Below are 13,305 nucleotides of genomic sequence, written 5' to 3'. Positions count from 1 at the left end.
CGGCCCTTTTGTTTTTAGTAGCTGTAGTTCAAACGGGCGTAGTAATAACCGCCGTTGATGCCGATCGGCGAGAACGATGGATATTGCGTCACCGCCGCCGTGTTCAGCGCCGCGCGCGCCGCCGCCACGTATGCCTGGTTCACCTTGTCCGGATACTTGTTGAACAGGTTGTTGGCACCGACCGACGCGGTCAGCTGCTTGGTCACGCGGTACGACACTTCCAGATCGGTGGTGGCCAGCGTCTTGATCTTGGTTTCGTAGTAGGTCACGTTATCCAGCGAGCTGTAGCTCGACGACGGGCCGTAAATCGATTCTCGCAGATTGACGGTCCAGTCGCCTTTCTTCCACAACGCGCCCAGGTTGACGCGTACCTTGGGCGAGGCGGTTTCCAGCGAGGCGATCGCGGCCTGGTCCAGCAGTTTCTGCGGCGAGAGCTGCGACGGCGCCTGATTGACCTTGGTCACTTCCACCTTGTTGTAGTTGCCCGCCACCGACCAGTCCACCTTGCCCAGGTCGCCAAAATTGCTGGCGTACGAGAACACCGCTTCCAGCCCGGTGTTCTTGGTGTTGGCGGCGTTGGAGAAGATGCTGATGCCGGTCTTGGTCACGGTCGAATCCAGCACGTTGCCGTTGGCCTTGATGGCTGCCACCACCGCCGCCGAATTCACCGTGTTGCCGGAACCGTAGATGGTGCCGGAGCCGATGATGCGGTCGCGGATTTCGATGCTGTAGGCATCCACCGTCAAGGTCGAGCGCGCCACCGGGTGGGCCACGAAGCCGAGGCTGTAGTTGGTCGACTTCTCCGGTTTCAGGCCGTTGATGCCGACCAGCGCCGCCGCCGCCGAGTTCGGCGCCAGCTGCACCGAGGCCGAGGTCGGCGACACGTTGGTGGCCGAGTAGTACTGTTCGGCCATGGTCGGCGCGCGGAAGCCGTTGCTGATGGTGCCGCGCAGCGCAAAGGTCGGCGTGAAGTCGTAGCGGCCGGTGATCTTGCCGACGCGGGCGGCGCCGAAGTCGCTGTAATCCTCGTAGCGCGCGGCGATATCCACCTTGAGGTTGGCGATCGGCGAACCGGCCAGGTCGACGTACACCGATTTGTCGTGGCGGGTGTGGAAGCCGGCGTCGGTCAGCGAGAAGCCGGGATAGGATTGCGAACCTTCCTTGTAGCGCGAGGCGGCATCGCCGGCGCCGATTTCATAGCTGTCGCGGCGATATTCCAGGCCGGCCGCCACCGACAGCGGGCTGACCCAGCCGATATCGACATCGTGGCTGACGTCCAGCGAGGTGGTCCATTGGGCGGCGGTGAAGGTGCCGGCGTGGAAACTGGTCGGGGTCGAGCCAGTGTCGTTGAACAGCGAGATATTGGCCGAGTTGACCACGCCGATTTCAGCCTTGTCCTTGCCGTAGGTGCTGCTCAAGTCCCAGTTCCAGCCGGCCACGCTGCCGCGCGCGCCGCCGGTGAAGCCGAAGTCGGTTTCATCCATTGCTTCCAGCGGGCTGAAGCCGTAGGCGTACACCTTCGGGATGCGGTTCGGCAGACGGTAGTTCTCGTACGATTGCGCGCTCTTCTTGCCGTAGGTGGCGTTGCTGTACAGCTCGACGCCGCCGAGGTCGATGCCGCCGTTGGCCGACAACAGCGAGATGTGATAGGCGGCGTCGCCGGAAATGTGGTTGGCGTAAGGGTAGCCTTCGGCCTGGCTCAGGGTCGGCATCGAGGCCAGGTTGGCGGCGCTGACCACGCGCGGGTCGACATCGGAACGGTCGCTGTGGCCGTGGTATTTGTGTTCGCCGCTGACGTTCAGGTAGCTATTGGCGCTGGGCTCGAAGCCCTGGTTGAACGAGACGTCGCCGGTCTTGCCGCCCTGGTCCATATAGGCGCCGCCGGTGGTGGTCAGCGAGCCGCCCGAGCTGTCTTTCTTCAGGATGATGTTGATCACGCCGGCGATCGCATCGGTGCCGTACTGGGCGGCGGCGCCGTCCTGCAGCACCTCGATGTGGTCGATGGCGGCCACCGGGATGTAGTTGAGGTCGGTGGCGGCGCCGCCCTGGAACGGCCCGGCCAGCACCGCCAGATTGGCGGTGGTGTGACGGCGCTTGCCGTTGACCAGCACCAGCGTATCGTTCGGGCTGAGGCCGCGCAGGCGGGCCGACAGCGTCAGGTTGGCGGTGTCGCCGCCGAATGCCTGGGCGGTGAAGGAGGGCAGATTCTGCGCCAGCGCCTGGATCAGATCCGGCTGGCCGGTGCGTTCCAGCGAGCCGGAGTCAAGCACCTGGATCGGCGAGGCGCTGTCGACCGCCTTCAGGCCGCTGCGGCGGGTACCGGTCACGATCACGGCTTCAACGTTTTCGCCGGCGGCGACTGGGGCGGCTGGTGCTGCGGCGGCGCTGTCATCGGCTGTGGTGTCGGCCGCGTACACTGCGCCAGCGCTGCCGGCGTACAGGGCCAGCAGGACTGCCTGGGTCAACCAACGTCTCTTGATGTGCTTCGGATGCTTCATTGATGCCGCTCCTTCAGGTTAAGAAATAATAATTTTTCTTAACGTTCCGCAAAATACATGCCAGTAACTTGCATGTAAGCACTTTGCGTGCGAAGCGACCAGCGCCAGCCGGGCTCGCCGGAGGCGACTTAAGGGAATCCATTACGCAAGACTACGCGCGCGGGCTGCAAATAAAGAAGTTTCGGCCATCGCACTACTTTGGGAGACGCACCGCGATGGCCATAGTGGTTACTACGTAGCGGCGATCAATTGTTGGGCGGCGGCGTTGAAGGCGGTGCTGCCGATATCGTCCAGATGCAGCGGCAAAGCCTGGCCGTAGCGGACGAAATTGCGGTCGATAGAGCGCAGATAAGCGGGGTCGTAATGCTGAACCAGCAGCTGCTCCACCAGCTGCGGCATCTGGCCGGCGTGTGACAGCGCTTGCCACTGGCCGATCTTGTCGCGGCCGTGCAGCTGGGTCAGGTGTTCCAGCTGACCGTTCAGCGACTCCGGGTTGAGCAGGAAATGTTCGTAATCCTCCATCAGCAGCCGCACCCGGTTCGGCACCGACAACGACAACGCGATGCAGTCTGAAGCGCGCATGCTGTCCATCAGCGCGGCCGGCACGCGCAGATTGCCGACCTTCTTGCTTTCCGACTCCACGAACACCGGGCGCGCCGGATCGAAGCGGCGCAGCGTGTTCCAGATTCGGGTTTCAAACGCTTTCTGCGACGGCTGCGGCGCGTTGGGCAAATGGCCCAGCACCGAGCCGCGATGCGCGGCCAGCTGTTCCAGATCCAGCACCTGCGCGCCTTGCGCGGCCAGCACCTCCAGCAACCGGCTCTTGCCGCTGCCGGTGGTGCCGCACACCACCTTGAAGCGCAGCTGCGGCGTCTGCTCCAGCGCCGCGTTGACCTCTTGCCGGAACGCCTTGTAGCCGCCGTCCAGCTGCACCACCGGCCAGCCGATCTTGGCCAGGATGTGCGCCATCGAGCCGCTGCGGTTGCCGCCGCGCCAGCAATAAATCAGCGGCCGCCACTCGCGTGGCTGATCGATCCAGCGTTCTTCAATGTGCCGCGCGATGTTTTTGGCCACCAGCGCGGCGCCGACCTTCTTTGCTTCAAACGCTCCTTGTTGCTTGTACATGGTGCCGACACGGATGCGCTGCTCGTCATCCAGCACCGGCGCGTTGATAGCGCCGGGCAGATGGTCAACCGCGAACTCGCAGGGGCTGCGGACATCGATGATGGCATCAAAGCTGTCCAACTGCGCCAGCACCTCTGCGATGCCGAGAACTTCAGGGTATTTCATATTGCCTTGATGATGTTTTATCTGGCTAGGATTTTACCCTGCAAAAGGCAGAGCCTTAAAACACGTAGCTAAGCCGGCCGTAGTAATAACCGCCATTGATGCCGATCGGCGAGAACGACGGATACTGGGTGACGGCCAGATTGTTGAGCCCGTTGCGTGCCGCTTGCAGATAATCGCCGTTGATCTGGTCCGGATACTTGTTGAACAGGTTGTTGGCGCCCAGCGACGCGGTCCACGCCTTGTTGATGCGGTAAGAGACTTCCAGGTCGGTGGTGGCCAGGGTTTTGATCTTGGTCTCGTAGTAGGTCACATTGTCCAGCGAGGCGAAGCCGGACGATGGGCCGTACACCGATTCCCGCAGATTGACGGTCCAGTCGCCGCGTTTCCACAAGGCGCCAAAGTTCAGACGCACTTTGGGGGAGGCTTTTTCCAGGAAGGCGACGGCGGCCTGGTCCAGCAATTTTTGCGGCGACAACTGCGACGGCGCCTGATTGACCTTGGTGACCTCGACCTTGTTGTAGTTGCCGGCCACGGTCCAGTCGACTTTGCCCCAGTCGTCATGGTTGGTGTTATAGCTGAACACCGCTTCCAGTCCGGTATTCTTGGTGTTGGCCGCGTTCGAGAAAATGCTGATGCCGGTTTTGGACACGGTCGGGTCCAGCACATTGCCGTTGGCCACAATCGCCGCCACCACCGCCGGCGAATTGACGGTATTGCCCGAGCCATACACGGTGCCGCTACCGACAATCCGGTCATGGATGATGATGGTGTAGGCGTCCAGCGCCAGCGTAGCGCGTGGCAGCGGATGCAGCACCAGGCCGACACTGTAGTTGCTGGACTTCTCAGGTTTCAAGCCGTTGATGCCGACCAGCGCGGCGGCCTTCGAGTTGGGCGCCAGCTGCACCGACGCCTGGGTCGGCGTTACATTGGTGGCCGAGTAGTACTGCTCGGCCATGGTGGGCGCGCGGAAACCGTTGCTGACGGTGCCGCGCAGCGCCACTTCTGGCGAGAAGTCGTAGCGGCCGGTGATCTTGCCGACGCGGGCGCTGCCGAAGTCGCTGTAGTTCTCATAACGCGCGGCCAGGTCCAGCTTGAACTGGGCCACCGGCGAGCCGGCGACATCGACATACACCGACTGGTTGTGGCGGGCGTGGCTGCCGGCGTCGGTCAGCGAGAAGCCTGGATAGGACTGCGAGCCTTCCTTGTAACGCGAGGCGGCATCGCCGGCGCCGATGTCGTAGGTGTCGCGGCGGTATTCAAGACCGGCGGCCACCGTCAGCGGGCTGGACCAGCCGACCGCGTAGTCGCGGTTCAGTTCGAGCGAGGTGGTCCATTGGCTGGCGGTGAAAGTGCCGGCGTGGAAGCTGGTCGGCGTTGAGCCGGTATCGTTGTACAGCGAGATATTGGCCGAATTGACTACACCGATGTCAGCCTTGTCCCGGCCGTAGGTGCTGCTTAAATCCCAGTTCCAGCCGGCCGCCGTGCCGCGCGCGCCGCCGGTGAAGCCGAAGTCGGTTTCATCGATGGTTTCGAGCGGACTGAAACCTTTTGGATAGACTTTCGGCAGGCGGTTCGGCAAGCGGTAGTTTTCATACGATTGCGCGGTCTTCTTGCCGTAGGTGGCCGACGAGTACAGCTCGGTGTCGCCCAGGTTGACGCCGGCGTTCAGCGCCAGCAGCGAGATATGATAAGCGGCGTCGCCGGAGATGTGGTTGACGTAAGGGTAGCCCTCGGCCTGGCTCAGGGTCGGGATCGCGGCCAGGTTGGCGGCGCTGACCACGCGCGGGTCGATCGCGCCGCGGTCGCTGAAGCCATGGTATTTGTGCTCGCCGCTCAGATTGATGTAGCTATTGCTGCTGGGCTCAAAGCCCTTGTTGAAGGAGACGTCGCCGGTCCTGCCGCCTTGGTCGAAGTAAGCGCCGCCGGTGGTGGTCAGGCTGCCGCCGGTATTGTCCTTTTTCAGGATGATGTTGATCACGCCGGCAATCGCATCGGTGCCGTACTGGGCGGCGGCGCCGTCCTGCAGCACCTCGATGTGGTCGATGGCCGCCACCGGAATGAAGTTGAGGTCGGTGGCGGCGCCGCCCTGGAACGGTCCGGCCAGCACCGCCAGGTTGGCCGTGGTGTGGCGGCGCTTGCCGTTGACCAGCACCAGCGTATCGTTCGGGCTGAGGCCGCGCAGACGGGCCGACAGCGTCAGGTTGGCGGTATCGCCGCCGAAAGCCTGGGCGGTGAAGGAGGGCAGGTTTTGCGCCAGCGCCTGAATCAGGTCGGGCTGACCGGTGCGCTCCAGCGTGCCGGCGTCCACCACCTGGATCGGCGAGGCGCTGTCGACCGCCTTCAGGCCGCTGCGGCGGGTGCCGGTGACGATCACCGCGCCGACGTTATCGCCCAGCGCAGCGACGGCAGGTGCGTTGGCGCCGCTTGTATCGTCCTCGGCGGCCAAGGCGGTCACAGCGGCACCGGCTTGCAGGGCCAGCAGTACCGCCTGGGTCAACACACTTTTCTTCATGCGCAAAGCTTGCTTCATTGGAGAGGCTCCTTAGGGTTGGGAATGAATCTGGGATAACATTCCCTCCCTGTTTGCAAGCGGCATGCCAGGATGGCAAAGTGGTATGGAAGCTAAGGAATTTGGCCGACATTTGGCCGGATATGCAGGTTTTATGCGGTGTTGCGGCCGGTTAGGCGCGGCTGGGCGCGCGCGTCGCCCATGTTCAGCATTCACCAGCGCGCCGACAGCGCTGGTGAAATCCGGATAGGGGGATTACTTAGCCTTGAGGCTCTTTTGCAGCTGCGGCCAGATATTGGCCAGGATGGTGGGATGGGCCTCGGCCAGCGGATGCAGGCGGTCGGGCTGGAACAATTGCGGCTTGTCAGCCACACCATCCAGCATGAATGGGACCAGCGGCGCCTTGATGTCTTTGCTGAGCTTGCCGTACATGGCAAAGAACTTGTCGGCGTAGTCGCGGCCATAATTGGGCGGCATGCGCATGCCAATCAACATCACCCTGGCATCGGCCTTGGTGGCGGCCTCGTTCATGGCGCGCAGATTGGCCTCGGCGGCCGGCACCGGCAGACCGCGCAAGCCATCGTTGGCGCCCAGCTCGATCACCACCAGATCCGGCTTGTACTTGCTCAGCAGCGCGGGCAGGCGCGAACGGCCGCCGCTGGTCGTCTCACCGCTGACACTGGCGTTGACCACCACCGCTTCGATGTTATTCTGCTTCAGCTTTTGCTCCGCCAGCGCGACCCAGCCGGTGCCGCGCGCCAGACCGTACTCGGCCGACAGACTATCCCCGAGCACAAGCACGGTTTTTGGTGCAGAATAGGCGCTCGCCGCTGCCGACAACAAGAGCAGGGTGGCCAGAAATTTTCCCGATAAACGATTCAACAGATTAAGCATGCCTGATTTCCCTAAAGCGTCTTCCCATTTCATGCCGGAAGGTCCGGCCCTGGCCACCCCGCCGGCCGGCGCCGCCAGCGCGCAGCCAGCGATTGCCGTCAACGGCCTGGCCAAGCGCGTGGCTGACGCCAGTGGCGAACTGACGATCTTGCACGAAGTGGATTTTACCGTGCAAAAGGCCGAGACGCTGGCGATCGTTGGCGCCTCCGGCTCCGGCAAGTCGACTTTGCTCGGTTTGCTGGCAGGCCTTGACACCCCCAGCGCCGGCAACGTGGTGCTGGATGGCGTCGACATTTACGCGCTGGATGAAGACGGCCGCGCCGCGCTGCGCAAGGAAAAGCTCGGCTTCGTGTTCCAGTCGTTCCAGCTGCTGGCGCATCTGACCGCGCTGGAAAACGTCATGCTGCCGCTGGAACTGGCCGGCGTAAGTGGCGCGCGCGACAAAGCGGCAGCGATGCTGGAACGGGTCGGTCTGTCGAGCCGGCTCAAGCACTATCCCAAATACCTGTCCGGCGGCGAACAACAGCGCGTCGCGCTGGCACGCGCCTTCGTTAGCGAACCGCCGCTGTTGTTTGCCGACGAACCGACCGGTTCGCTGGACGCCGCGACCGGTGAATCCGTGATCCAGCTGATGTTCGAGCTCAACCGCCAACACGGCTCCACCCTGGTCCTGGTCACCCACGACCAAGCGATGGCCGCACGCTGCCGCCGCACCATCACCATCGCCGCCGGCCGTCTGGTCTAAATGTCCACTTCGGGGTCAGTTCCAAAAATCGGACATTGAGTCGTGCGCGATTCAATGTCCGATTTTTGGAACTGACCCCGAATTAGTGGACATGGTGTTGGACCATGCGGTTGAGGGCGGTGCGGATGGCGGGGATGAGTTCGCCGGCGGTCAGGCCGATCGGGCCGTGGCCGTCGGTGACCAGGACGTCGGCCGCCATGCCATGCAGCCAGACGGCGGCCAGCGCGGCTTCCCATTGCGGCCAGCCTTGCGCCAGTAGCGCGCCGCTTAGGCCCGCTAGTACGTCGCCGGTGCCGGCGGTGGCCAGCGCCGGGTTGCCGGTGCTGTTGATGACGGTGTCGCCATTCGGCGCGGCAATCACGGTGCCCGAGCCTTTTAACACGACGATCGCTTGCAGCCGCGCCGCCAGCGTGCGCGCGGCGCCCAGGCGGTCGGCTTGCACCGCGCTGATGCTGGTGTTCAGCAACCGCGCCGCTTCCAGTGGATGCGGGGTCAGGATGACGGCGGCCGGGCGCTGCGCCAGCGCGCTTTGTTGCGCCGGGTCGGCGGCCAGCAGGTTGAGGGCGTCGGCATCCGCCACCAGTGCGCTGCCGCAGACGATCGCCCGTTGCAGCAGCTCGCGCGCATGGTCGCTGTCGCCCAGGCCGGGACCGATCACCAGCGTGGCCAGGCTGAAGTCGTAGCCTTCGGCCTGGCGGCACATCAGCTCGGGCTGGCCGGGATCGTTGGCCAGCGCTTGATCCGGAAACAGCACGTAGACGCGGCCGGCGCCGCTATGCAGCGCGCTGCGTGCGGCCAGGATTGGCGCGCCGCGCATGCCGTCGGCGCCGCCAATCACCGCTACATTGCCGTAGCTGCCTTTGTGGCTGTTCTGACGCCGTGCGCGCAGCTGGCGGGCAAAAAACTTAACGTCGTTCAGGTGCAGCCGCGCCGGCGGAAACAGCGCGGCGTCGATGTCGAGCCGGGCGATGTCGACCAGCCCGGCGTAATCGCGCCCGTCGCAGGTATGCAGCCCCGGTTTGTTGCCGATGAAGGTGATGGTGTGGCTGGCATGGATGGCGATGCCATCGGTACCGCCGATCACGCTGCCGCTGTCGGCATCCAGCCCGCTCGGCACGTCCAGCGCCAGCACACTGCAGCGCAGCTGGTTGACGGCCTCGGCCAGCGCGCGGTAGTCGCCGGCCAGCGGCCGCTTCAGGCCGATGCCGAACAGGCCGTCGATGACCAGGTTCCAGTCGGTGCCGGCGATGGCGGCGTCTTCCAGCGCGCGGAAGCGGGTGTCGCTGGCTTTGGCCCGTTCCAGCGCGGCCTGGCGTTCGGCCGATGGTGTGGCGCCGGGCGCGAAGTGAATCAGCGTGACTTGCGCACCGGTGTAGGATAGGTGGGCCGCCGCTTCCAGCGCGTCGCCACCGTTGTCGCCGGGGCCGGCCAGCACCAGTACTTTGGCGTGGGCGGTGGCGAACGGCAGCAGGTCCAGCGCGGCGTTGGCGCTGGCCTGGCCGGCGCGCTGCATCAGCGCGCCAGGCGGCAGCATGGCGGCGGCTGCGCGTTCAATGGCGCGGATGTCGGCAACGTCGTAAAGTGGACTCATCGTGCCATTTTATCATCTAAATTTCTGTAAAGGCGGCCAGCGCGGCATCACCTCGCGGCACGACAGGTACTACAATAGGCGCTTCACAGCTCGGTGGGGGATGCATGGATTGGCAATTCTGGATAGATCGCGGCGGCACCTTTACGGACATCGTGGCGCGCGCGCCGGACGGCCGCCTGCGCACGCTGAAGCTGCTATCCGAGAATCCCGAGCATTATGCCGACGCCGCCATTGCCGGCATCCGCCAGTTGATGGGCGTGGCCAAGGGCAAGCCGATTCCGGTGGCGCAAATCGGCGCGGTGAAGATGGGCACGACCGTCGCCACCAACGCGCTGCTGGAGCGCAAGGGCGAGCCGACCGCGCTGGCGATCACGCGCGGTTTCCGCGATGCGCTGCGCATCGCCTACCAAAATCGTCCGCGCCTGTTTGACCGCCACATCCTGCTGCCGGAGCTGCTGTACAGCCATGTGGTGGAGATTGACGAGCGCATCGGTGCCCACGGCGACACGGTGCGCGAGCTGGATCTGGCCACCGCGCGCGCCGGCCTGGCCGAGGCGTACGACAAGGGGTTGCGCTCGCTGGCCATCGTGTTCATGCATGGTTACCGCTACCATGCGCACGAGACCAAGGTGGCCGACATGGCGCGCGAGATGGGCTTCGCCCAAGTGTCGGTCTCGCACGAAATCAGCCCGATGATGAAGCTGGTGGCGCGCGGCGATACGACGGTGGTGGATGCCTATCTGTCGCCTATTCTGCGCCGCTATGTCGACCAGGTGGCGCAGGAGCTGCCAGGCGTGAATCTGCAGTTCATGCAGTCCAATGGCGGCCTGACCGATGCGCGCGCCTTCCAGGGCAAGGATTCGATCCTGAGCGGCCCGGCCGGCGGTATTGTCGGCATGGTGCGCGCCAGCAAGCTGGCCGGCTTTGACAAGGTCATCGGCTTCGACATGGGCGGCACCTCGACCGACGTCTCGCATTACTCCGGCGAGTTCGAGCGCGTGTTCGAAACTCAGGTGGCCGGCGTGCGCATGCGCGCGCCGATGATGAGTATCCATACGGTGGCGGCCGGCGGTGGCTCGATCCTGCATTTCGACGGCAGCCGCTATCGCGTCGGCCCGGACAGCGCCGGCGCCAATCCAGGCCCGGCCAGCTATCGGCGCGGCGGGCCGCTGGCGGTCACTGACTGCAACGTTATGCTGGGCAAAATTCAGCCACAGCATTTTCCGCAGCTGTTCGGCGCTGACGGCAAGCAGGCGCTGGACGCCGCTGCGGTGCGCCAGCGCTTTACCGAACTGGCCACGCAAATCGTCAAAACCACCGGCAAGGAGACGTCGCCGGAGCAGGTGGCGGAGGGCTTCCTCGCCATCGCGGTCGGCAATATGGCCAACGCCATCAAGCAGATTTCGGTGCAGCGCGGCCATGACGTCACCGAGTACACGCTGACCAGCTTTGGCGGCGCCGGCGGCCAGCACGCCTGTCTGGTGGCCGACGCGCTCGGCATGAAGACGGTGTTCGTGCATTCGCTGGCGGGCGTGATGTCGGCCTACGGCATGGGCCTGGCCGATCAGACCGCGATGCGTGAGGCCGCCGTTGAGGCCAAATTGAGCATCGAAGGTCAGGTCGAGCTGGACGCGCGCCTGCACGCGCTGGGCCGCCAGGCGCGCGCCGACCTGCATCACCAGCAGGTGGAGGATGCGCGCATCACGCTGATACGCCGCGTGCATCTGCGCTACGAGGGCACGGACACCGCGTTGATCGTGCTGTTCGATGCGGTGGACAGCATGCGCCAGCAGTTCGAAGCGGCCTACCGCAAACGCTATTCCTTCCTGATGCCGGCGCGCGCGCTGATCGTGGAGGCGGTGTCGGTGGAGGCGATCGGTCGTTCCGAGGTGCCGTCCGAATCGGTGGAGCCGGCGGCGCGCCGCCTGTCCGGCCTGATGCCGCACGCGGTGGTGCCGATGTACACCGGCGGCCGCTGGCGCCAGACCAGCTTGTATCAACGTTCGGCCACGCGGATAGGCGATATCGTCAAAGGACCGGCCATCATCGCGGAGGCAAATGCGACCACCATCATCGAAGCCGGCTGGCAGGCGGAAGTGACGCTGAACGATCATCTGGTGCTGCGCCGCGTGGTGGCCTTGCCGGAACGGCGCGCCATCGGCACCACGGCCGATCCGGTGATGCTGGAGATCTTCAATAATCTGTTCATGTCGATCGCGGAGCAGATGGGGCTGCGCCTGCAGAACACCGCCTATTCGGTCAACATCAAGGAGCGGCTGGACTTTAGCTGCGCCATCTTCGACGCCGACGGCAATCTGATTGCCAACGCGCCGCACATGCCGGTGCATCTGGGCTCGATGGGCGAAAGCATCAAGACGGTGATGCGCGAGAACGCTGGCAAGATGCGCGCCGGCGACGTTTTCATGCTCAACGATCCCTACAACGGCGGCACCCACCTGCCGGATGTGACGGTGATTACGCCGGTGTTCGATGAGACCGGTGCCCGCATTCTGTTCTACGTCGGCTCGCGCGGCCACCATGCGGACATCGGCGGCACCACGCCGGGTTCGATGCCGCCGGATTCGCGCGTGATTGAGGAAGAGGGCGTCTTAATCAATAACTTCAAGCTGGTCGACGGCGGCCAGTTGCTGGAGGCGGAAACGCGCGCCTTGCTAGCTTCGGCGCGCTACCCGGCGCGCAATCCGGACCAGAATCTGGCCGATCTGCGCGCCCAGGTCGCGGCCAACCAGAAGGGCGTGGACGAGCTGCACAAGATGGTCGCGCACTTCGGGCTGGACGTGGTTCAGGCGTACATGGGCCATGTGCAGGACAACGCCGAGGAGGCGGTGCGCCGCGTCATCAGCGCGCTGAAGGATGGCAGTTTCACGCTGCCGCTGGATAACGGCGCGCAGATTCAGGTGGCGGTGCGTGTCAATCGGGCGGCGCGCAGTGCCGAGATCGACTTTGCCGGCACCTCACCGCAGCTGGACAATAATTTCAACGCGCCATCGGCGGTATGCATGGCGGCGGTGCTGTATGTGTTCCGCACGCTGGTGGATGACGAGATTCCGCTGAATGCCGGCTGTCTCAAGCCGCTGAAGGTGCTGATACCGCCGGGTTCGATGCTGAATCCGCATTATCCGGCCTCGGTGGTGTCGGGCAATGTGGAGACTTCGACCTGCATCACCAATGCGCTGTACGGCGCGCTGGGCGTGATGGCGGCGGCGCAGGGCACGATGAACAACTTCACGTTTGGCAATGAGCGCTATCAGTACTACGAGACCATCAGCGGCGGCTCCGGTGCCGGTGATGGCTTTGACGGTACTTCGGTGGTGCAGACCAATATGACCAATTCGCGCCTCACCGATCCGGAAATCCTGGAGTTCCGCTTCCCGGTACGGCTGGACAGCTACGAGATCCGCGCCGACAGTGGCGGAGCGGGGCGCTGGCATGGCGGCAACGGCGGCGTGCGCAAGGTGCGTTTCCTGGAGCCGATGACGGCGGCCATCCTGTCCAACAACCGCATCCATGCGCCGTTCGGCATGGCCGGCGGCGAGCCGGGCGCGCTGGGGCGCAACAGCGTACAGCGGGCCGATGGCCGGGTCGATGTGCTGGGTCATATCGGCAAGACCGCCATGCAGCCGGATGATGTGTTCGTCATCGAAACGCCGGGCGGCGGTGGTTACGGGCCGGCGGCGGACTAGACTGCAGTGGGCGGCGGTCTATCTGGCGATACCTCCAGTATCGCCATCTGCTACCGGGGAATCCTTGCTTGTCC

Annotated in this window: 7 protein-coding genes; 2 read left to right on the top strand and 5 right to left on the bottom strand. The window is 64.4% G+C overall.

Annotation, left to right across the window (positions count from 1 at the left end; all coding sequences use genetic code 11):
- Nucleotides 1-14: 14 nt before the first annotated feature.
- From GJ699_RS18250 to GJ699_RS18235, 4 genes are all read right to left on the bottom strand, one after another.
- A complete protein-coding gene (locus GJ699_RS18250; RefSeq protein ID WP_229262163.1) occupies nt 15-2,465 on the bottom strand; it encodes a TonB-dependent receptor plug domain-containing protein in 2,451 nt (816 codons plus the stop codon).
- Between the two features lie 264 nt (nt 2,466-2,729).
- Nucleotides 2,730-3,788: a tRNA 2-selenouridine(34) synthase MnmH gene (gene mnmH, locus GJ699_RS18245; RefSeq protein ID WP_154378845.1), complete on the bottom strand. Its 1,059-nt coding sequence runs from the start codon at nt 3,786-3,788 to the stop codon at nt 2,730-2,732.
- Nucleotides 3,789-3,843: 55 nt separating this feature from the next.
- Nucleotides 3,844-6,318: a TonB-dependent receptor plug domain-containing protein gene (locus GJ699_RS18240; RefSeq protein ID WP_229262162.1), complete on the bottom strand. Its 2,475-nt coding sequence runs from the start codon at nt 6,316-6,318 to the stop codon at nt 3,844-3,846.
- Nucleotides 6,319-6,552: 234 nt separating this feature from the next.
- Nucleotides 6,553-7,191 (bottom strand): arylesterase, encoded by a 639-nt coding sequence (locus GJ699_RS18235; RefSeq protein WP_154378844.1) that lies wholly within the window; start codon nt 7,189-7,191, stop codon nt 6,553-6,555.
- A 31-nt stretch (nt 7,192-7,222) separates the two neighbouring features.
- On the opposite strand from GJ699_RS18235, the gene GJ699_RS18230 reads away from it, so the two are divergent.
- Nucleotides 7,223-7,936, top strand: coding sequence for an ABC transporter ATP-binding protein (locus tag GJ699_RS18230; RefSeq protein WP_154379138.1), 714 nt, complete (start codon nt 7,223-7,225; stop codon nt 7,934-7,936).
- Between the two features lie 82 nt (nt 7,937-8,018).
- Here GJ699_RS18230 and GJ699_RS18225 read toward each other — a convergent pair whose 3' ends face one another.
- Nucleotides 8,019-9,527, bottom strand: a complete 1,509-nt coding sequence (locus GJ699_RS18225; RefSeq protein WP_154378842.1) for an NAD(P)H-hydrate dehydratase — start codon at nt 9,525-9,527, stop codon at nt 8,019-8,021.
- Nucleotides 9,528-9,631: 104 nt separating this feature from the next.
- Between GJ699_RS18225 and GJ699_RS18220 the strand changes: the two genes are divergently transcribed.
- Nucleotides 9,632-13,231: a hydantoinase B/oxoprolinase family protein gene (locus GJ699_RS18220; protein WP_154378840.1), complete on the top strand. Its 3,600-nt coding sequence runs from the start codon at nt 9,632-9,634 to the stop codon at nt 13,229-13,231.
- Nucleotides 13,232-13,305 lie beyond the last annotated feature (74 nt).

It is taken from the genome of Duganella guangzhouensis (assembly GCF_009674535.1).
GTDB classification, from domain to species: Bacteria; Pseudomonadota; Gammaproteobacteria; order Burkholderiales; family Burkholderiaceae_D; genus Rugamonas; species Rugamonas guangzhouensis.
This window is presented reverse-complemented; position numbering and strand designations above follow the sequence as displayed.